Raw genomic sequence first — 20,074 nt, 5'->3', positions numbered from 1 at the left:
CGCTGCAACCGTCCACGCGCGGCTGAATGTCGCCCTCGCCCGCAATCCTGGCGAGCAGACGTGGTTAATCGCTGGAATCGTGCGATTCCGACATCGCGGGGTCGCCCGCTACCATTTGTCACAAATTCCGCAACACCGTGGCGGGCTTTTTGTTCAATGCGAGCAGCGTCCCGGCGAGCCCAAGTCCGACCGTGACGACCAGGGCCGCCGCGACCACGCCGGCCGCGCTGCCGGCCTGCCAGACGAAACTCAGCGTCATCAGCCGCGTCACGATCATCCAGGACGCGATGCTGCCGGCGATCACGCCGAACACAGCGGTGGCAAGTCCGATCAGCAGGTATTCGAGGGCATAGGCGCCGAGCAGCCGCAGCCGGGTCGCGCCGAGGGTCTTGAGGATCACGGCATCGTAGACGCGGTGGCGGTGGCCGGCGGCGAGCGCGCCGCCCAGCACCAGGATCGCCGAGATCAGGGTCACCGCGCTGGCGCCGCGGATCGCGAGCGCCAGATTGGTCACGACCGAGCCGACCGTCGCCATCACCTCGCGCACGCGCACGCTGGTCACCATCGGATAGGCGTCGGCGACCTGCTTGATGATCTTGCCGTCGCCGGCCGCAGTGCCGCCGGCCTCGGTGAGCGTCGCGATATGGGTATGCGGCGCGCCCTTGAAGGCGTTGGGCGAGAACACCAGCACGAAATTGATGCCCATGCCCTGCCAGTCGATGGTGCGCAGATTGCCGATTTTGGCCGGGATGTCGCGGCCGAGCACGTTGACCACGATCTCGTCGCCGAGCTTGAGGCCGAGCCCGTCGGCGATCTTCTTCTCCATCGAGACCAGCAGCGGGCCGGAATAGTCGGCGCTCCACCATTCGCCCTCGACCACCTTGGAACCCTTCGGCTGCTCGGCGGTATAGGTCAGGCCGCGATCGCTTTGCAGCACCCATTCGGAATCGGTGGTGGGCTTGAGGTCCTCGGCACGCACGCCGCGCGCGGCGACGATGCGGCCGCGCAGCATCGGCACGTCCTCGACCTTTGCGCCTGGCGCGATCCGGCGCAGATAGCCGTCGAACTGCTCGGCCTGCGTGCTCGGGATGTCGATGAAGAAGAACGACGGCGCGTGCTCGGGGAGGGCCGCAAGGAACTGCCGGCGCAGATTGCCGTCGATCTGGGTGATGGTGACGAGCACGGCGAGCCCGAGCCCGAGCGACAGCACGACGGAGGGCGTCAGCGCGCCCGGCCGGTGGATGTTGGCGATCGCCAGCCGCAGCATCGGCAGGCGCGTGCGCGGCAGCCGGCGCGCGATCGTCATCAGCAGGGCGGCGATGCCGCGGAGCAGGGCGAACACGACGACCGAGGAGGCCACGAACACCGCGGCGATGCGCTTGTCGAAGGACAATCCGATCACGACCGCGATCAGCAGCGCGATCACGACGGCCATGAACACGACATAGCTCCAGCGCGGCCGGTGCCATTCGGAGCTGATGGTGTCGCGGAACAGTGCGGCGACTGGCACGTCGTGCACTCGCCCGAGCGGCCACAGGCCGAAGGCGAGCGCCGTGAGCAGGCCATAGACGAAGGACAGCGCGAGCTCGTCGGCATGCACGGCCGGCACCACCGGCAGCGGCAGCAGTTTTCCGAACAGGCCGACGATGGCGAACGGCATGGCGGCGCCGAGCGCAAGGCCGATCACCGAGCCAATTCCAGCCAGCAGGAGGACCTGCGCCAGATAGATGCCGAACACGTCGCGGCCGGTGGCGCCGACCGCCTTGAACGCCGCGATGACCTCGAGCCGACGGTCGATATGGCTCTTGACGGCATTGGCGACGCCGACGCCGCCGACCAGAAGCGCGGCGAGGCCGACCAGCGTCAAGAATTGCGTGAAGCGGTTGATGTTGCGCTCGAGCTGCGGCGAGGCATTGGAGCGGCTGCGGATCTCCCAGCCGGCCTGCGGCGCGGCGTTGCGCGCGTCCGCGATGAAGGCGTCGGTGGCGCGCTCGCTGTTGGCGGTGTCAGGCAGCTTCACCCGGTAGACCCAGCGCACCAGGCTGCCGGGCTGGATCAGTCCGGTGGCGCGCAGACCCGCCTCGCTGATCAGGAAGCGCGGCCCGAAACCGATGCCGCCGGCGAGCTTGTCGGGCTCGGCTTCGACGGTGCTGCGGATCTGGAAGGTCGCGCTTCCGATGGTGACGCGGTCGCCGGTCTTCAGCGACAGCCGCGCCAGCAGCGTCGGATCGGCGGCGGCACCGAACGCGCCGTCGCGCTCCGCGAGCAGGTCGGACATCGGCAGCGGCGGCGCCAGCGTCAGCTGACCCAGCATCGGATAGGTGCTGTCGACCGCCTTCATCTCGACCAGCGCGAGCTGGCCGTCGGCGGAGCGCGCCATGCCGCGCAAGGTGGCGGCGCTGGACACGGTGCCGCGCGAGCGCAGGAACGAGACCTCCTCGGGCTTCGCCTCGCGCTGGAACAGCACGAAGGAGACGTCGCCGCCGAGCAGCGTGCGGCCCTCGCGCGCGAGACCGTCGCTCAGGCTCGCCGAGACCGAGCCGACGCCGGCGATGGCCATCACGCCGAGCGCGATGCAGGCGATGAAGACATAGAAGCCGCGCAGGCCTCCGCGCAATTCGCGCAGCGCGTAGCGCAGCGACAGCGCGACGCCGTTGGGTTTTGGGAACGGTTCGGCTGCGATGGTCATGCCGGCGCAGACTGGGTGTCGATGCGGCCGGAGCGCAGGCGGATCACGCGATCGCAGCGCTGTGCGAGCGAGGAATCGTGCGTGACCAGCACCAGAGTCATGCCGCGCTCGGCGTGCTTGCCGAACAGCAGGTCGACGATCTGCTTTCCCGTCGCCTCGTCGAGATTGCCGGTCGGCTCGTCGGCGACGAGGATGGCGGGATCGGGCGCCAGCGCGCGGGCGAGCGCGACGCGCTGCTGCTCGCCGCCGGACAGCTGCGTCGGATAGTGATGCAGGCGATCGCCGAGCCCGACCGATTGCAGCTCCTGCGCCGCGCGTCTTGCAGCGTCAGGGTTGCCGGCGAGTTCGAGCGGCACGGCGACGTTCTCGAGCGCCGTCATGGTCGGGATCAGATGGAAGGACTGGAAGACGATGCCGACCTGGCGGCCGCGGAAGCGGGCGAGCGCGTCCTCGTCGAGGGCATTGAAAGGCGTGCCTGACACCACCACCTCTCCGCTATCAGGACGCTCCAGCCCCGCCATCACCATCAGCAGCGTGGATTTGCCCGAGCCTGACGGGCCGATCAGGCCGATCGTCTCGCCCGAGGCGACCCGCAGGCTGATATCCTTGAGGATGTGAACGCGTGCCGCGCCCGTACCCAATGAAAGATTGACGTTGGAGATGGCGATGGTGTCCGGCGCGGTGCCGGCGAGCGAAGAGGTTTCGATGCGACTGTCCATGGTCCGGTCATATGGCAACTCCGTACACGCGGTCGAGAGGCGTTACGGATTCTTCATGCACATAGCCGTGTTGATGTTCGCTTTGATGACGGCGATGGATCCGGCATGGGCCGAAGCGGCAAAACCGGTTAAGCTTGTCGTTCTCGGCGATTCCCTGAGCGCCGGCCTCGGCCTCCCGGCCCAGGACGCATTCCCCACAAAACTTCAAAAAGCCTTGCAGGCCAAAGGCATAGCGGTCGATATGACCAATGCCGGCGTGTCCGGCGACACCTCGTCCGGCGGCCGTGACCGGCTCGACTGGTCGGTCCCGGACGGAACCGACGGCGTGATCATCGAGCTCGGCGCCAACGACGCGCTGCGCGGCATCGACCCCGATTTGACGCGTACTGCGCTGACCGACATCGTCCAGCGATTGAAGGCACGCAAGATCGCGGTGATGCTGTGCGGCATGCTGGCGCCGCCGAATTACGGCGCGGAATACGCCGCGCGCTTCAATTCGATTTATCCGGATCTTGCGAAAAAATTCGACGTGCCGCTCTATCCGTTCTTCCTCGACGGTGTCGCGGCCGACGCCAAGCTCAACCAGGCTGACGGCATTCATCCGACCGCGGCTGGCGTCGACATCATCGTTAACAACATCATGCCCACCGTGGAGGCATTTTTGCGCAACATAAGCGAGCAGCGCCGCTGAAAAGCGGGCAGCGCTAACCCTAATTCCCAGGGTTTTACCGGGGTGAGGCGCGCGATGCTTCGCAGAGTCACACAACTGCGATAGGAATCAGGGTACCGGTGATTCGTCTCCGGCTCTACAATTTGGATGTGATCCTTCCCAGGGATCATGCCCAAGCATCGGGAGTGCGAAACGATGCCGCGTTTGTTCACAGGTCTGGAAATTCCGGCCGAGATCGGCCAGACGCTTTCCAATTTACGGGGCGGCCTTCCCGGCGCCCGCTGGGTCGATCCCGAAAATTATCATGTTACCCTGCGCTTCATCGGCGATATCGACGGCATGTCCGCCAACGAGATCGCATCGATGCTGTTTCGCGTTGATCGCAAGCCCTTCGAGGTGAAGGTGCAGGGGCTCACGAGCTTCGGCGGCCGCAAGCCGCGCGCGGTGGTCGCGACCATCGCGCCGAGCAAGCCGCTGATGGAATTGCAGGCCGAGCTCGAACGCATGATGCAGCGGATCGGCCTCGACCCTGAAGGCCGCAAGTTCACCCCGCATGTCACGCTGGCCCGGCTGCACGACGCGTCCGACCGCGACGTCGCCGACTATCTCTCGCTGCGCGGTTACTTCCCGAGCAAGGCGTTCATGGCCGAACGTTTTGTCTTGTTCTCGTCACGCGCATCGACCGGCGGCGGCCCCTATGTGGTCGAGGACGCCTACGAGCTGTGTGAGTAAGCCAGCTATCGTGCCCCGGACGCAGTGCGGCACTCCCGGCGATGCGTAGCATCGTCCGGTGTGGTGCGCTGCCGAGCCGGGGCCCATCGTTCCACGATGGATGTACGAAATAGTGGGTCCCCGCTCTGCGCAGCAGCGTTGCACCCTGCAGCGCGTCCGGGACACGAAACCGCATACCCCGCCCACCAATTCACGGCTTGCAATTTCCGCGCATCTCTGGCGGTAAAGAGCCATGCTCTCCACCCCCAGTTCCTCATTCCGCGAGGCATACCAGGCCCAGATCGCGTCCGGCGCGATCGAGCCCGATGCTGCGCAGGCCGACATCGCCGAAGCCTATGCGGCGCTCGACCAGCGGCTCGCGAATTACAAGCCGCAACGCAAGCAGGGCCTGCTCAGTCGTCTGTTCAGCGGCGACAAGGACGAGGCGCCGCGCGGGCTCTACGTCCATGGCGAAGTCGGCCGCGGCAAGACCATGCTGATGGACCTGTTCTTCCAGCACAGCACCGTCGAGCACAAGCGCCGCGCGCATTTCCACGAGTTCATGGCGGAAGCGCATGAGCGCATCTACGATTATCGCCAGGGCATCTCGCGCGGCGAGATCGCCGATGGCGACGTCATCGCGCTGACTGCGAACGCGATCTTCGAGGAAAGCTGGCTGCTCTGCTTCGACGAATTCCACGTCACCGACATCGCGGACGCGATGATCCTCGGCCGCCTGTTCGCAAAGCTGTTCGAGCTCGGCACCGTGGTGGTCGCGACCTCCAACGTCGCGCCCGACGATCTTTACAAGGGCGGCCTGAACCGTTCGCTGTTCCTGCCCTTCATCAAGCAGATCACCGACCACATGGACGTGCTGCGGCTCGATGCGCGCACGGATTTCCGCCTGGAAAAGCTTCAGGGCGTGCCGATGTGGCTGACGCCGGCCGACGGCGACGCGGACGCAGCCCTCGACCGCGCCTGGTCGAAGATGACCGGTGGCGCCAAATGCAAGTCGCGCGATATTTCGTTCAAGGGCCGCATCCTGCACGTGCCGTGCTCGGCCCATGGCGTGGCGCGGTTCGGATTTGCGGATCTCTGCGAAAAACCGCTCGGCGCGTCCGACTACCTCCGGCTCGCGCACGACTATCACACCATTCTGGTCGACCATATTCCAGTGATGGATTTTTCCCAGCGCAACGCCGCCAAGCGTTTCATCACGCTGATCGATACGCTCTATGACAATGCCGTGAAGCTGATGGCCTCGGCTGATGCCAATCCGATCTCGCTCTACCTCGCCCACGAGGGCAACGAGGCCATGGAGTTCAAGCGGACGGCGTCGCGCCTGATCGAGATGAGCTCGGAATCCTATCTGGCGCTGCCTCACGGCCGCAAGGATTCCACCGCCAGCGGCTCCACCAAGGGCCTGGTGGAGACTTAAGTCCTATTTGCCAGCGCTGTCATTCCGGGGCGTCGCGAGGCGACGAGCCCGGAATCCATACTCCCGCTGGTGGTTATGGATTCTCAGATGCGCAATTGCGCATCGTAGCTCGCGACTTTCGTCGCGCCCCGGAATGACAGGGATGCGCTTCAATGTTCGCCAAGCCCGACAATTGGGCATCCACCGACTTGAACGGGGGGAGCGAAAGGGATAACCACCCGTCTCAGTTTTCCCCTCCTTAACGTGTCTAAAGGACAGGTTCACATGGCGCGCGACAAGATTGCTTTGATTGGCTCAGGTCAGATCGGCGGAACGCTGGCTCATCTCATCGGCCTGAAAGAACTGGGCGACGTGGTGATGTTCGACATCGCCGAGGGCGTGCCGCAGGGCAAGGCACTCGACATCGCGCAGTCGTCGCCGGTCGACGGCTTTGACGCGCACTACACCGGCGCCAATTCGTACGAAGCCCTCGACAACGCAAAGGTCTGCATCGTCACCGCCGGCGTGCCGCGCAAGCCCGGCATGAGCCGCGACGACCTCCTCTCCATCAACCTCAAGGTCATGGAGCAGGTCGGCGCCGGCATCAAGAAATACGCCCCCGACGCCTTCGTCATCTGCATCACCAACCCGCTCGACGCGATGGTGTGGGCGCTGCAGAAGGCTTCGGGCCTGCCGCACAAGAAGGTCGTCGGCATGGCCGGCGTGCTGGACTCCTCGCGCTTCCGCTACTTCCTGGCCGACGAGTTCAACGTCTCGGTCGAGGACGTCACTGCCTTCGTGCTCGGCGGTCACGGCGACACCATGGTGCCGCTGGTGAAGTACTCCACCGTCGCCGGCATTCCGCTGCCCGACCTCGTCAAGATGGGCTGGACCTCGCAGGCGCGCCTCGACGAGATCGTCGACCGCACCCGCAACGGCGGCGCCGAGATCGTCAATCTGCTCAAGACCGGCTCGGCCTTCTACGCACCCGCCGCTTCCGCGATCGCGATGGCCGAGAGCTATCTGCGTGACAAGAAGCGCGTGCTGCCCTCGGCCGCCTATCTGAACGGCGAATACGGCGTGAAGGACATGTATGTCGGCGTGCCCGTCGTAATCGGCGCCAAGGGCGTCGAGCGCGTCGTCGAGATCGAGCTCGCCGGCAAGGACCGCGAGGCTTTCGACAAGTCGGTCGGCGCCGTACAGGGCCTGGTCGATGCCTGCAAGAAGATCGCACCCGATCTTCTCGGCCGCTAAGCGAGAGCAATCCCCGCCGAAGATCGAAAAACCGGTCTTCGGCGGTTTCATTTCCGGGCCCCGCGTCGGGCGGGTTCCGGGTCCGCAGTCCAGAGATCTCGATGTCAAAGAATCCGGGTTGCAGTTCCTGTGGTATATGGTATGCCAGCCACAAGACTGAGGTGGGCCCTAGAGGTCACCGCCCGCGGGTTCAGGGAGCGACCATATGAATATCCATGAATATCAGGCCAAAGCGCTGCTGAACGAGTTCGGCGTCGCGATCTCAAGGGGCGTCCCCGTCCTGAAGCCCGCGGACGCGGAAGCCGCCGCCAAGGCCCTCCCGGGCCCGGTCTGGGTGGTGAAGAGCCAGATCCACGCCGGTGGCCGCGGCAAGGGCAAGTTCAAGGAAGCCTCGGCCGGCGACAAGGGCGGCGTCCGCATCGCCAAGTCGGCCGCTGAGGTCGCCGAATTCGCCAAGCAGATGCTCGGCGCCACCTTGGTGACGATCCAGACCGGCCCCGCCGGCAAGCAGGTCAACCGCCTCTACATCGAGGACGGCTCCGACATCGACAAGGAGTTCTATCTCTCGCTCCTGGTCGACCGCGAGACCTCGCGCGTCTCGTTCGTGGTGTCGACCGAAGGCGGCGTCAACATCGAGGACGTCGCGCACAACACCCCTGAGAAGATCGTCACCTTCTCGGTCGATCCCGCGACCGGCATCATGGGCCATCACGGCCGCACCGTCGCCAACGCGCTGAAACTCTCCGGCGATCTCGCCAAGCAGGCCGAGAAGCTCACCGCGCAGCTCTACACCGCCTTCGTCGCCAAGGACATGTCGATGCTGGAGATCAACCCGCTGGTCGTGACCAAGCAGGGCCAGCTCCGCGTGCTCGACGCCAAGGTGTCGTTCGACGACAACGCGCTGTTCCGTCACCCCGAGGTGCTCGCGCTGCGCGACGAGACCGAGGAAGACGCCAAGGAAATCGAGGCGTCGAAATACGACCTCAACTACGTCACCCTCGACGGCAACATCGGCTGCATGGTCAACGGCGCCGGTCTCGCGATGGCGACGATGGACATCATCAAGCTCTACGGCATGGCGCCGGCGAACTTCCTCGACGTCGGCGGCAGCGCCAGCAAGGAAAAGGTCGCGGCCGCCTTCAAGATCATCACCGCCGATCCCAACGTGAAGGGCATCCTGGTCAACATCTTCGGTGGCATCATGAAGTGCGACGTGATCGCCGAAGGCGTCACCGCCGCCGTGCGCGAGGTCGGCCTCAGCGTGCCGCTGGTGGTTCGCCTCGAAGGCACCAATGTCGAGCTCGGCAAGAAGATCATCCGTGAATCCGGCCTGAACGTGGTGCCGGCGGACAATCTCGACGACGCCGCGCAGAAGATCGTGAAGGCCGTCAAGGGAGGCTGAGGCCATGACCCAGGACCATCTCGCTGCATCATCTCCGCTTGCAGAGCACACGCGCCTCGCCGCGTTCGCCGGCGAATGGAATGGCGAAGAGGTGGTCTTCCCGTCGCGCTGGGTCGCCGGCGGGCCGGCGACCTCGCATGTCGTCGCGCGCATGGATCTCAACGGGTTCTACCTGATCCAGGACTGTGTCCAGATGCGCGACGGCAAGCAGGCTTTCGCCACCCACGGCCTCTTCACCTACGACCGCGACGACCGGACCTACAAATTGTTCTGGTACGACTCGCTCGGCTACACGCCGCCCTCGCCCGCCTCCGGCGGCTGGGTCGGCAAGACCCTGACGCTGGTGCGCGGCTCGCTCCGCGGCAATGCGCGCCACGTCTACGAAATCATCGACGACAATTCCTACTCGTTGAAGATCCAGTTCTCGCCGGACGCGGAAGGCTGGGCCGACGTGCTCACCGGCATCTACCGCCGCATCCACTGACCTCTCACTCGTTAGTTCGCGAAAGCAGACCTCATGTCCATCCTGATCGACAAGAACACCAAGGTCATCTGCCAGGGCTTTACCGGCAAGAACGGCACCTTCCACTCGGAGGCCGCGCTCGCCTACGGCACCAAGATGGTCGGCGGCACCTCGCCGGGCAAAGGCGGCGCCACGCATCTGGGCCTGCCGGTGTTCGACACGGTGCGCGAGGCGCGTGAGAAGACCGGCGCCGATGCGTCGGTGATCTACGTGCCGCCGCCGGGCGCGGCCGATGCGATCTGCGAAGCCATCGACGCGGAGATCCCGCTGATCGTCTGCATCACCGAGGGCATTCCTGTCATCGACATGGTGCGCGTGAAGCGCTCGCTGGCCGGTTCCAAGTCGCGCCTGATCGGGCCGAACTGCCCGGGCGTCATGACCGCCGGCGAGTGCAAGATCGGCATTATGCCCGCCAACATCTTCAAGACCGGCAGCGTCGGCATCGTCTCCCGCTCCGGCACGCTGACCTATGAAGCCGTGTTCCAGACCTCGCAGGAAGGCCTCGGCCAGACCACCGCGGTTGGCATCGGCGGCGACCCGGTCAAGGGCACCGAGTTCATCGACGTGCTGGAAATGCTGCTCGCCGACCCCAAGACCGAATCGATCATCATGATCGGCGAGATCGGCGGTTCCGCCGAGGAGGACGCCGCCCAGTTCCTCAAGGACGAGGCCAAGCGCGGCCGCAAGAAGCCGATGGTCGGTTTCATTGCCGGCGTCACCGCGCCTCCCGGCCGCCGCATGGGCCATGCCGGTGCGATCATCTCAGGCGGCAAGGGCGACGCCGGTTCCAAGACCGACGCGATGAAATCGGCTGGGATTACAGTGTCTCCGTCTCCCGCCCGCCTCGGTCACACGCTTGCCGAAAAGTTGAAAGGCTAATTCACTTCTTCGTACTTTTCCGGGCGAAGTTTCGTAGCAAATAGGATAAATGGTGCCTGTCGCGCTGGGCCTCTGCCGGGGAGCTCAGCGCCAGCGCCGTTTGTTATGCGCGAACCGAAATCGCCAGGAACTCAAGAATGTCTCGCCAGGACGCGAACGCAGCCTTTGCCCTCTCCTCCTTTTTGCAGGGCACCAACGCCACCTACATCGACGAAATCTACGCCCGCTACGAGAAGGACCCGTCCTCGGTCGACGCCGAGTGGCAGGAGTTCTTCAAGAGCCTCAACGACCAGCCCGGCGATATCAGCAAGAACGCCGAAGGCCCGTCCTGGGAGCGCGCCAACTGGCCGCTGACCCCGCAGGACGACCTCACCTCCGCCCTCGACGGCAACTGGGCCCAGGTCGAGAAGGCGGTCGGTGCCAAGATCGCCGCCAAGGCGCAGGCCCAGGCGGGCAACAAGGGCGCTGATTTCTCGTCCGCCGACGTGCTCCAGGCCACGCGCGACTCCGTCCGCGCGCTGATGCTGATCCGCTCCTACCGCATGCGCGGCCACTTCCACGCCAAGCTCGATCCGCTCGGCATCGAAGCCCCGCGCAACCGCGAAGAGCTCGACCCGCGCACCTACGGCTTCAGCGAGGCCGATTTCGACCGCAAGATCTTCCTCGATCACGTGCTCGGTCTCGAATACGCCACGCTGCGCGAGATCACCGCGATCTGCGAGCGCACCTACTGCCAGACGCTCGGCGTCGAGTTCATGCACATCAGCAACGCCGCGCAGAAGGCGTGGATCCAGGAGCGCATCGAGGGACCGGACAAGGAAATCTCGTTCACCCGCGAAGGCCGGCGCGCGATCCTGACGAAGCTGGTCGAAGCCGAAGGCTTCGAGAAGTTCTGCGACACCAAGTTCACCGGCACCAAGCGCTTCGGCCTTGACGGCGGTGAATCGCTGATTCCCGCGCTCGAGCAGATCATCAAGCGCGGCGGCAATCTCGGCGTGAAGGAGGTCGTGCTCGGCATGCCGCATCGCGGCCGCCTCAACGTCCTGACCCAGGTGATGGGCAAGGCGCACCGCGCCCTGTTCCATGAATTCAAGGGTGGCTCGGCCAACCCCGATGCAGTCGAAGGCTCCGGCGACGTCAAATATCACCTCGGCGCCTCCTCGGACCGCGAGTTCGACGGCAACCGCATCCATCTGTCGCTGACTGCCAACCCCTCGCATCTCGAGATCGTCGATCCCGTGGTGCTCGGCAAGGTCCGCGCCAAGCAGGACCAGCACGGCGATCCGCCGGACCAGCGCATCTCGGTGATGCCGCTCTTGATGCATGGCGACGCTGCGTTCGCCGGCCAGGGTGTGGTCGCGGAATGCTTCGGCCTGTCTGACCTGAAGGGCTACCGCACCGGCGGCTCCGTGCACTTCATCGTCAACAACCAGATCGGCTTCACCACCTATCCGCGCTACTCGCGCTCCTCGCCCTATCCGTCTGACGTGGCGAAGATGATCGACGCGCCGATCTTCCACGTGAACGGCGACGATCCGGAGGCGGTGGTTTTCGCGGCCAAGGTCGCGACCGAATTCCGGCAGAAATTCCACAAGCCCGTCGTCATCGACATGTTCTGCTACCGCAGGCATGGCCACAACGAGGGCGACGAGCCGGCGTTCACCCAGCCGGTGATGTACAAGAGGATCGCGGCCCATCCGTCGACGCTCGAGCTCTACGCCCGCCGCCTGATCAGCGAAGGCGTGATGACCGAGGGCGAGGTCGACAAGGCCAAGGCCGACTGGCGCGCGCGGCTCGATGCCGAGTTCGAAGCCGGCACCTCCTACAAGCCGAACAAGGCCGACTGGCTCGACGGCAAGTGGTCCGGCTTCAAGATCGCCGACCAGGAAGAGGATGCGCGCCGCGGCGTCACCGGCGTCGACACCGCCGAGCTGAAGGAAATCGGCCGCAAGATCACCAAGGTGCCGGATGGCTTCCGCGTCCACCGCACCATCCAGCGCTTCCTCGACAATCGCGCCAAGGCAATCGACACCGGCGTCGGCATCGATTGGGCCACCGGCGAGGCACTGGCGTTCTGCACGCTGCTCAACGAGAACCACCATGTCCGCCTGTCGGGCCAGGATTCCGAGCGTGGCACCTTCTCGCAGCGCCATTCGGTCCTGATCGACCAGGAAGACGAGAGCCGCTACACGCCGTTCAACCATCTCGGCCACGAGCAGGGCCATTACGAGGTCATCAACTCGCTGCTGTCGGAAGAAGCCGTGCTCGGCTTCGAATACGGCTATTCGCTCGCCGAGCCGAACACGCTGACCCTGTGGGAAGCCCAGTTCGGCGACTTCGCCAACGGTGCGCAGGTCGTGTTCGACCAGTTCATCTCCTCGGGCGAGCGCAAATGGCTGCGCATGTCCGGCCTCGTCTGCCTCTTGCCGCACGGCTATGAGGGCCAGGGACCGGAGCACTCCTCGGCGCGTCTCGAGCGTTATCTGCAGATGTGCGCCGAAGACAACATGCAGGTGGTCTACCCGACCACGCCGGCGAACTACTTCCACGTGCTGCGCCGCCAGCTGCATCGCGAGATCCGCAAGCCGCTGATCCTGATGACGCCGAAGTCGCTGCTGCGTCACAAGCGGGCGGTGTCGCGTCTCGAAGAGCTCGCGAAGGGAACGACCTTCCACCGCATCCTCTATGATGACGCCCAGATGCTGCCGAACGAGGCGATCAAGCTCGTCCCCGACGAGAAGGTCCGCCGCATCGTGCTCTGCTCCGGCAAGGTCTATTACGACCTCTACGAGGAGCGCGAGAAGCGCGGCATCGACGACATCTACTTGATGCGCGTCGAGCAGCTTTATCCGGTGCCGCTGAAGGCGCTGGTGGCCGAGCTGTCGCGCTTCAAGAAGGCTGAAGTGGTGTGGTGCCAGGAAGAGCCCCGCAACATGGGTGCCTGGCACTTCATCGAGCCCTATCTGGAATGGGTGCTGAACCAGGTGCACGGCGCGAGCCGGCGTCCGCGCTATGTCGGTCGCGCCGCTTCCGCCGCGACCGCCACTGGTCTGATGTCCAAGCATCAGGCGCAGCTGAAGGCGTTCCTGGACGAAGCACTGAGCTGAGAAGTTTTTTAGGACGCTGTCATGCCCCGCCTTGTGCGCACTTGTGCACTGGGGCGGGGCATCCAGTACTCCGCGGCGTTCGTGGTCATCACGGCCGGCACGGCGTACTGGATCGCCCGCCTTCGCGGGCGATGACACCTGTAAAATTCATGACCGCACCGGCGATCCCTTAAGGAAAAGACCATGACTGAAATTCGTGTGCCGACGCTCGGCGAATCCGTCACCGAGGCCACCATCGGCCGCTGGTTCAAGAAGGCCGGCGATCCCGTCGCCGTCGACGAGCCCTTGGTGGAGCTCGAGACCGACAAGGTCACAATCGAGGTCCCGGCGCCCTCCGCCGGCACGCTGAGCGAGATCGTCGCTGCCGATGGCGCAACCGTTGCGGTCGGTGCGCTGCTCGGCCAGATCACCGACGGTGCCGGCGCTGCGAAGCCCGCCGCTGCTCCCGCGAAGCCCGCCGCCGCCGCTGCTCCGGCCGCCGTGGCTGCTGCTCCTGCGCCGGCTCCGGCGGCGAAGGCGCCGCCGGCCGACGCCCCGCTCGCGCCGTCCGTGCGAAAGCTCTCGGCCGAGACCGGCATCGACGCTTCGACCGTTCCGGGCTCCGGCAAGGATGGCCGCGTCACCAAGGGCGACATGCTCGCCGCGATCGAGCGTGCGGCCTCGGCGCCGACCCCGGTCAACCAGCCCGCCGCCGCCGTCCAGGTGCGCGCGCCGTCGCCGGCCGATGACGCCGCCCGCGAAGAGCGCGTCAAGATGACCCGCCTGCGCCAGACCATCGCGCGCCGCCTCAAGGACGTGCAGAACACCGCGGCCATGCTCACGACCTTCAACGAGGTCGACATGACCAACGTGATGGCGCTGCGCGCCCACTACAAGGATGCGTTCGAGAAGAAGCACGGCTCGAAGCTCGGCTTCATGGGCTTCTTCACCAAGGCCGTCGTGCAGGCGCTGAAGGACATCCCGGCGGTCAACGCCGAGATCGACGGCACCGACCTGATCTACAAGAACTATTACCACATCGGCGTCGCCGTCGGCACCGACAAGGGTCTGGTCGTGCCGGTCGTGCGCGACTGCGACAACAAGTCGATCGCCGACATCGAGAAGGGCATCGCCGATTTCGGTCGCCGCGCCCGTGACGGCCAGCTCAAGATCGACGAGATGCAGGGCGGCACCTTCACCATCACCAACGGCGGCATCTACGGCTCGCTGATGTCGACCCCGATCCTGAACGCGCCGCAGTCCGGCATCCTCGGCATGCACAAGATCCAGGAGCGGCCGATGGTCGTCGCCGGCAAGATCGAGGTGCGCCCGATGATGTACCTGGCGCTGTCCTACGATCACCGCGTCATCGACGGCAAGGAAGCCGTCACCTTCCTGGTTCGCGTCAAGGAGAGCCTGGAAGATCCGGCGCGCCTGGTGCTTGATCTCTGATCCCTGAAGCTCTGCGAGCGCCGTCGCCTTATCGTGCGACGGCGCGGGTCGAACCATGGAGGCGCGCGTGACGGATAAGGTCGTTGTCATCACCGGCGGCAGCCGCGGCATCGGGCGGGCGACCGCGATCGCGGCGGCCGCGCGTGGCTTCCGAGTCGTCGTCGGCTATGCCAGCAACAAAACGGCTGCTGACGAGGTGGTTGCCCAGATCGCGGCCAGCAACGGCAAGGCCATCGCGGTGAAATGCGATGTCGCCGAGGAAAGCGACATCCTCGAGCTGTTCAAGCAAGCGGACAAGTTCGGCACGCTCGGTGCGCTCGTCAACAATGGCGGCATCGTCGGCCAGAGCGGCGTGCGCGTCGACGAGATGTCGGCGGAGCGCATCCGGCGCGTGATGGCGGTCAATGTCACCGGCTCGATCCTCTGCGCGCGCGAAGCCGTGAAGCGGATGTCGACCAAGCACGGCGGCCAGGGCGGCGTCATCGTCAATCTGTCATCGGTCGCTGCCAGACTTGGTGCGCCGAATACCTATGTCGACTATGCCGCGTCCAAGGGCGCGATCGATTCCTTCACCGTCGGCCTCGGCTATGAGGTCGCAGGCGAAGGCATTCGTGTCGCGGGCATCCGCCCCGGCCTGATCGACACCGAAATCCACGCCGCCGGCGGCGAGCCCGACCGCGCCCATCGTCTGGCCCATATGGTGCCGATGAAGCGCGTCGGCACTGCCGACGAAATCGCCAATGCCATCGTCTGGCTGCTGTCGGACGAAGCCTCCTACATCACCTCGGCCATTCTCGATGTGTCCGGCGGACGCTGACGCGCCGCGCGGACGCTGACACATCCTCATCACGCTAAACTCACGGGACTTTCTCTCATGGCTACCTACGATCTCGTCGTCATCGGCACCGGACCGGGCGGTTATGTCTGCGCGGTGCGCGCAAGCCAGCTCGGCATGAAGGTCGCCGTGGTCGAAAAGAACGCCACGCTCGGCGGGACCTGCCTGAACGTCGGCTGCATGCCGTCCAAGGCGCTGCTGCACGCGTCCGAAATGTTCGAGGAAGCCGGCCACTCCTTCGCCAAGATGGGTGTTTCCGTCTCCGCGCCGAAGCTCGAGCTTCCGGCGATGATGAACTTCAAGCAGCAGGGCATCGACGGCAACGTCAAGGGCGTCGAGTTCCTGATGAAGAAGAACAAGATCGACGTGCTCAAGGGCACCGGCAAGATTCTTGGCATCGGCAAGGTCGAAGTCTCCGCCGACGGCAAGTCGCAGGTGGTTGAGACCAGGAATGTCGTGATCGCGACCGGCTCCGACATCGCGCGTCTCAAGGGCATCGAGATCGACGAGAAGCGCATCGTGTCGTCGACCGGCGCGCTGTCGCTCGACAAGGTGCCCGGCAAGCTCCTGATCGTCGGCGCCGGCGTGATCGGCCTCGAGCTCGGCTCGGTGTGGAAGCGGCTCGGCGCTGAAGTCGTCGTCGTCGAATTCCTCGACCGCATCCTGCCCGGCATGGATGGCGAGATCGCCAAGCAATTCCAGCGCATCCTGGAAAAGCAGGGCTTTGGGTTCAAGCTCGGCGCCAAGGTTACGGCCGTCGACACCTCCGGCAAGTCGCTGAAGGCGACCATCGAGCCCGCGGCCGGCGGCGCTGCCGAGACGCTGGAAGCCGACGTCGTTCTCGTCTGCATCGGCCGCGTGCCCTACACGGATGGGCTCGGCCTGAAGGAAGCCGGTGTGGCGCTGGACAATCGCGGCCGCGTGCAGATCGATCCGCATTTCGCCACCAGCGTGAAGGGCGTCTATGCCATCGGCGACGTCGTCGCGGGCCCGATGCTCGCGCACAAGGCCGAGGATGAAGGCGTTGCCGTTGCGGAGATCATCGCGGGGCAGGCCGGCCACGTGAACTACGACGTTATCCCAGGCGTCGTGTATACCACGCCGGAAGTATCCTCCGTCGGCAAGACCGAGGAGGAGCTGAAGCAGGCGGGTCAGGCATATACCGTCGGGAAGTTTCCCTTTACCGCCAACGGCCGTTCCAAGGTCAACCAGACCACCGACGGCTTTGTGAAGATTCTCGCAGATGCGAAGACCGATCGCGTGCTCGGCGTGCACATTATCGGCATCGAGGCCGGCGAAATGATCCATGAAGCCTGCGTTCTCATGGAGTTTGGCGGCAGCGCGGAGGATCTCGCGCGCACCTGCCACGCGCATCCGACCCGCTCCGAGGCCATCAAGGAAGCCGCGCTTGCGGTGGGCAAGCGGGCCATCCATATGTAGGCGACGCGCCTAGCGTCGAATCGGGCGGGAAACATATGCTGCGCCGCCTACTTCAACCGGTCTGGGTCCTGCTGGCGATCATCTTCCTGATCGAAGCCTGGCTGTGGGACCATCTCGAGCCGATCGTCGCGCGGGTTGTCGCAGCCATCCCGCTCGCACGTTTCAAGCAATGGCTAACGGAGCGCGTCGATGCGCTGCCGCCGGCCATGACGCTGATCGTGTTCGCGGTGCCGATCATCCCGCTGTTTCCGCTCAAGCTGATCGGCCTGTATCTGCTCACGCATGAATACTGGCTGACCGGCGTATCCACGTTTCTGTTCGCAAAGCTGCTCGGCGTCGGCGTCACCGCCTTCGTGTTCGACGTGACGCGCGACAAGCTGATGGAGATGCACTGGTTCGAGCGGCTCTACGATCTCGTGATGAAGCTGCGCGCCAAGGCCGCCGAGCTGGTTGACCCGATCAAGCAGCGCATCCGCGAGCTGATCGCCGGCAATGGCGAAGGCTGGTCCGCCCGTACGCTCCGCCTGATCCAGCGCTTTCGCAAGAGCGTGCACCAGGCGCGGTGAGTGCACTCCCAGTTGTTGAGCCAGAGCTCGCGCCGATTCTCCAGTGTCGTCCCGGCGAACGCCGGGACCCATAACCCCAGGGAGAAGTTTGGCGAAGGTTCATAGTTCGGTACTGATGCCCTACCGCAATCGATGGATCACGCGGTATGGGTCCCGGCGTTCGCCGGGACGACAGCGGAGTGAGCCGCATCAGCGCCCTCAATGCAAATGCAACACATGTGGCCACCACAGGCCGAACGCGGTCATGAGGAGGCCGGCCAGGGTCAGAACGCCGCCGACATAGGCGAGCGCGATCATGCCGGTGATGATGGTGGCCGAGGCCAGCACGATGCCGATCTGGAAGGCAGCGGAGGCCAGCTCGAAGTGATGATATTTCGCGGTCGCCTCGTCGCGCTCGTGCTCGGCGTGCTTGGCCTTCTCGGCGAGCTGCTCGGTACCTTCACCGGTCTCGGGCTCGGAGCGGTAACGCTGCGCGGTCTTGGTCCAGTCATCGACCTGCTTCTGCACCACCGGCTTCAGGGCCTCGTCAGTGGTGCCGGCTAGCGTGAGCTTGCCCTGCTCGGACGCGGTCAGCACCACGGTGCGACGGATAGTCTTGGCCTGGAAGAATGCCCAGAGATTGGCGGCCTCGACGTTCTTGCTGATCGATTCGGTCTGGGCGCCCTTGCCGAGCGTCTCGGAGATCGCCAGGAACAGCGCCAGCACGGCGATCAGAAGGGCGATCTTCTTGTTCGAGCCGGACGCGTGCTCGGCGTGTTCGGCATGCTCCATGCTTTCGTGTGCGCTCATGATTCCCCCTCCTGCTGCGGCCCGCTACGATTGACCGAATGCGTTGCCGGACGCAAGCGCCAAGCCGTGTTCGCGGCATCCCGTCGTCGCGATGGCCGGGGTCTATCTCACGCGCTCGGACGGATATTCGATCGCGCGGCCGAAATCCGTGCCGCTGTCATACGGCGTTACGAAAAAGCGTGGATGATGCGGCTTGAATGCCGCGCCGGACAGGCAGGAGAGCACCAGGGGAAACGTATCGACCAGCGTCAGGTCATCGGCCGCCATGGCGCGACAGGAGCCGGGCAATCGCATCGCGTTCAGGGCGCCGAACCGTTCGTGCAGATCCTCGTCCGTCCATGCCGTCGCCGGCTTCTGGAATTGGCCGCGAAAGGCCGTGCCATGGTCCGACTGGAGCACGATCAGCGCGCCTGGATCGGCTCGCGTGATCTCATGGAGAAGCGCCAGCGTCTGTGAGTTGACGCAAGTGAGCTGCTCGATGAAGGCCGGCCGCGCCTCCGGGCGCCAGAGCTGGAGATCCGGATCGGCCGGGCGAAAGCTGCAATCCGACCGGAAACGGATCGGCGGGTGCGGCGCCAGGACATGGGCATAGAGAAAGAACGGCGCGGGCATCGCGCGGATGGTGCTCAGCTTCGCATTGAGATCGTCGACGCCGCCCCACGCGAACGGCGTCGACTGGCGGTGCTGCACGATCAGGTCGATGATCGGGGTGTTGGAGAGGATCGCGATGTCAAGCTCGTCGAGACCCAGATGGCCGCGCACGCATCGCGGCTCGTCCGGTGCGCATTCGGTCAGATAGTCGTAGCCGTTCTCGAAATGCACATAGGTGTAGCCCGCCGACTTCAGGCGCGCCACGGTGCCGTTCTTGCCCCTGACGCGTGCCTGCATCTCCTGCAACGGCAGGGGCCGAAGCGCCTCGCCTTCGCCCTCAACAGAGTAGTCGAGGCCGGCCGTGCTGGAAATCGAATTGACGGTGGCCGGGAAATTGGAGCGGCTCTTGCTCAGCACGGCGAAGTCGAGCCCGCGCAGCGACTGGATGAAGTCGCTGTTGTCGAAGTTGAAATCCTCGGCGAGCACGTCCTGCCGCGGATACCCGTCGAGCACGATCCAGTAGATGTTTGGCGAGAGTGCAAATCGCTCGCGCGTCCCGGTCGTATCAGAAGCAGTGGCGTGCGCGGGGGAGCCGCGCATCGCGAATATCGCAATTCGCGCGATCGACGGCGCCGCAAATGCGGCCGACAGGACCAGCGCGATCGACACAGCGGCGCGATTGCGGATCGCGCCGAGTGTCACGATGAGGCTGCCCAATGTCACCAGCACCCAGACCAGTGGCGCCAGCTGGCCGAGATGTGCTTTCAGCTCGCGCTGGATCAGATCGATGTCGTAGGCGAAGAAGACGAACATCATCAATCCCGATGCAAGCAGGATGCGCCAGAGCGGCAGCCTTCGCAGCAGGATCTTGAGGCCGGCGGCCAGCATAGCCGTGATCGCCAATGTGCCGGCGGCATAGTGCAGCACCCGCGAGGGGCCGGCGAGCGCCGTGATATTCCCGGCGTAGAAATCGAGCAAGGCCAACGTCGACAGGATCGCGGCCGCGAGCAGCGCTCGCAGGAGAAGCCAGTGATCGTCCTGAGTGCGCATC

General features: G+C 65.1%; 16 protein-coding genes. 12 read left to right on the top strand and 4 right to left on the bottom strand.

The genetic code is table 11. The features are described 5' to 3' along the window. Nucleotides 1-118 precede the first annotated feature (118 nt). Together QJT78_RS11615 and QJT78_RS11610 are read right to left on the bottom strand one after the other, a co-directional pair. Nucleotides 119-2,689, bottom strand: a complete 2,571-nt coding sequence (locus QJT78_RS11615) for an FtsX-like permease family protein (RefSeq protein ID WP_038952185.1) — start codon at nucleotides 2,687-2,689, stop codon at nucleotides 119-121. After that, nucleotides 2,686-3,408, bottom strand: coding sequence for an ABC transporter ATP-binding protein (locus tag QJT78_RS11610; protein ID WP_028150487.1), 723 nt, complete (start codon nucleotides 3,406-3,408; stop codon nucleotides 2,686-2,688). The genes QJT78_RS11615 and QJT78_RS11610 overlap by 4 nt, the downstream gene beginning before the upstream one ends. Nucleotides 3,409-3,463: 55 nt before the next feature. On the opposite strand from QJT78_RS11610, the gene QJT78_RS11605 reads away from it, so the two are divergent. The 12 genes from QJT78_RS11605 (at nucleotide 3,464) to QJT78_RS11550 (ending at nucleotide 17,643) form a co-directional block, all read left to right on the top strand. Next, the gene (locus QJT78_RS11605; protein WP_028150486.1) at nucleotides 3,464-4,099 is read left to right on the top strand and encodes an arylesterase; all 636 of its coding nucleotides are present in this window, start codon (nucleotides 3,464-3,466) and stop codon (nucleotides 4,097-4,099) included. Nucleotides 4,100-4,273: 174 nt separating this feature from the next. Further along, entirely contained in the window at nucleotides 4,274-4,810 is a 537-nt protein-coding gene (gene thpR / locus QJT78_RS11600) for an RNA 2',3'-cyclic phosphodiesterase (protein WP_028150485.1), read from the top strand. Between the two features lie 232 nt (nucleotides 4,811-5,042). Beyond that, nucleotides 5,043-6,227 carry a cell division protein ZapE gene (gene zapE / locus QJT78_RS11595; protein ID WP_028150484.1) on the top strand — a complete coding sequence of 395 codons (1,185 nt, stop codon included), beginning with the start codon at nucleotides 5,043-5,045 and terminating at the stop codon, nucleotides 6,225-6,227. Between the two features lie 264 nt (nucleotides 6,228-6,491). Beyond that, on the top strand, nucleotides 6,492-7,460 hold the full coding sequence (gene mdh / locus QJT78_RS11590; protein ID WP_028150483.1) for a malate dehydrogenase: 969 nt from the start codon (nucleotides 6,492-6,494) through the stop codon (nucleotides 7,458-7,460). Nucleotides 7,461-7,665: 205 nt separating this feature from the next. Continuing rightward, a complete protein-coding gene (gene sucC / locus QJT78_RS11585; protein ID WP_028150482.1) occupies nucleotides 7,666-8,862 on the top strand; it encodes an ADP-forming succinate--CoA ligase subunit beta in 1,197 nt (398 codons plus the stop codon). Between the two features lie 4 nt (nucleotides 8,863-8,866). Further along, on the top strand, nucleotides 8,867-9,346 hold the full coding sequence (locus QJT78_RS11580) for a DUF1579 family protein (protein ID WP_028150481.1): 480 nt from the start codon (nucleotides 8,867-8,869) through the stop codon (nucleotides 9,344-9,346). A 33-nt stretch (nucleotides 9,347-9,379) separates the two neighbouring features. Beyond that, nucleotides 9,380-10,264 (top strand): succinate--CoA ligase subunit alpha, encoded by an 885-nt coding sequence (gene sucD / locus QJT78_RS11575; protein ID WP_025575976.1) that lies wholly within the window; start codon nucleotides 9,380-9,382, stop codon nucleotides 10,262-10,264. A 137-nt stretch (nucleotides 10,265-10,401) separates the two neighbouring features. Beyond that, complete coding sequence (locus tag QJT78_RS11570) at nucleotides 10,402-13,371, top strand: 2-oxoglutarate dehydrogenase E1 component (protein WP_028150480.1); 2,970 nt, start codon at nucleotides 10,402-10,404, stop codon at nucleotides 13,369-13,371. A gap of 183 nt (nucleotides 13,372-13,554) precedes the next feature. After that, nucleotides 13,555-14,802, top strand: a complete 1,248-nt coding sequence (gene odhB, locus QJT78_RS11565; RefSeq protein ID WP_028150479.1) for a 2-oxoglutarate dehydrogenase complex dihydrolipoyllysine-residue succinyltransferase — start codon at nucleotides 13,555-13,557, stop codon at nucleotides 14,800-14,802. A 55-nt stretch (nucleotides 14,803-14,857) separates the two neighbouring features. Beyond that, the gene (locus QJT78_RS11560; protein ID WP_038941809.1) at nucleotides 14,858-15,619 is read left to right on the top strand and encodes an SDR family oxidoreductase; all 762 of its coding nucleotides are present in this window, start codon (nucleotides 14,858-14,860) and stop codon (nucleotides 15,617-15,619) included. Between the two features lie 57 nt (nucleotides 15,620-15,676). Further along, on the top strand, nucleotides 15,677-17,077 hold the full coding sequence (lpdA, locus tag QJT78_RS11555; RefSeq protein WP_028150477.1) for a dihydrolipoyl dehydrogenase: 1,401 nt from the start codon (nucleotides 15,677-15,679) through the stop codon (nucleotides 17,075-17,077). A gap of 35 nt (nucleotides 17,078-17,112) precedes the next feature. After that, nucleotides 17,113-17,643 (top strand): hypothetical protein, encoded by a 531-nt coding sequence (locus QJT78_RS11550; RefSeq protein ID WP_028150476.1) that lies wholly within the window; start codon nucleotides 17,113-17,115, stop codon nucleotides 17,641-17,643. A 198-nt stretch (nucleotides 17,644-17,841) separates the two neighbouring features. Here the strand turns inward: QJT78_RS11550 and QJT78_RS11545 are convergent, their stop codons facing one another. Both QJT78_RS11545 and QJT78_RS11540 read right to left on the bottom strand, forming a co-directional pair. Continuing rightward, entirely contained in the window at nucleotides 17,842-18,432 is a 591-nt protein-coding gene (locus QJT78_RS11545) for a DUF4337 domain-containing protein (RefSeq protein ID WP_028150475.1), read from the bottom strand. 102 nt (nucleotides 18,433-18,534) lie between these two features. Continuing rightward, nucleotides 18,535-20,073: a sulfatase gene (locus QJT78_RS11540; protein ID WP_028150474.1), complete on the bottom strand. Its 1,539-nt coding sequence runs from the start codon at nucleotides 20,071-20,073 to the stop codon at nucleotides 18,535-18,537. Between the last annotated feature and the right edge of the window lies 1 nt (nucleotide 20,074).

This window comes from Bradyrhizobium sp. Mp27 (assembly GCF_029953005.1).
Lineage (GTDB): Bacteria > Pseudomonadota > Alphaproteobacteria > Rhizobiales > Xanthobacteraceae > Bradyrhizobium > Bradyrhizobium barranii.
Note: the sequence above shows the minus strand (reverse complement) of the source record. Positions and strands in the feature narration are given on the sequence as shown.

Coding starts and splice junctions, on each gene's coding strand:
- QJT78_RS11615 (WP_038952185.1), bottom strand. CDS start 2,689: ATGACCATCGCAGCCGAACCGTTCCCAAAACCCAACGGCGTCGCGCTG.
- QJT78_RS11610 (WP_028150487.1), bottom strand. CDS start 3,408: ATGGACAGTCGCATCGAAACCTCTTCGCTCGCCGGCACCGCGCCGGAC.
- QJT78_RS11605 (WP_028150486.1), top strand. CDS start 3,464: ATGCACATAGCCGTGTTGATGTTCGCTTTGATGACGGCGATGGATCCG.
- thpR (WP_028150485.1), top strand. CDS start 4,274: ATGCCGCGTTTGTTCACAGGTCTGGAAATTCCGGCCGAGATCGGCCAG.
- zapE (WP_028150484.1), top strand. CDS start 5,043: ATGCTCTCCACCCCCAGTTCCTCATTCCGCGAGGCATACCAGGCCCAG.
- mdh (WP_028150483.1), top strand. CDS start 6,492: ATGGCGCGCGACAAGATTGCTTTGATTGGCTCAGGTCAGATCGGCGGA.
- sucC (WP_028150482.1), top strand. CDS start 7,666: ATGAATATCCATGAATATCAGGCCAAAGCGCTGCTGAACGAGTTCGGC.
- QJT78_RS11580 (WP_028150481.1), top strand. CDS start 8,867: ATGACCCAGGACCATCTCGCTGCATCATCTCCGCTTGCAGAGCACACG.
- sucD (WP_025575976.1), top strand. CDS start 9,380: ATGTCCATCCTGATCGACAAGAACACCAAGGTCATCTGCCAGGGCTTT.
- QJT78_RS11570 (WP_028150480.1), top strand. CDS start 10,402: ATGTCTCGCCAGGACGCGAACGCAGCCTTTGCCCTCTCCTCCTTTTTG.
- odhB (WP_028150479.1), top strand. CDS start 13,555: ATGACTGAAATTCGTGTGCCGACGCTCGGCGAATCCGTCACCGAGGCC.
- QJT78_RS11560 (WP_038941809.1), top strand. CDS start 14,858: ATGGAGGCGCGCGTGACGGATAAGGTCGTTGTCATCACCGGCGGCAGC.
- lpdA (WP_028150477.1), top strand. CDS start 15,677: ATGGCTACCTACGATCTCGTCGTCATCGGCACCGGACCGGGCGGTTAT.
- QJT78_RS11550 (WP_028150476.1), top strand. CDS start 17,113: ATGCTGCGCCGCCTACTTCAACCGGTCTGGGTCCTGCTGGCGATCATC.
- QJT78_RS11545 (WP_028150475.1), bottom strand. CDS start 18,432: ATGAGCGCACACGAAAGCATGGAGCATGCCGAACACGCCGAGCACGCG.
- QJT78_RS11540 (WP_028150474.1), bottom strand. CDS start 20,073: ATGCGCACTCAGGACGATCACTGGCTTCTCCTGCGAGCGCTGCTCGCG.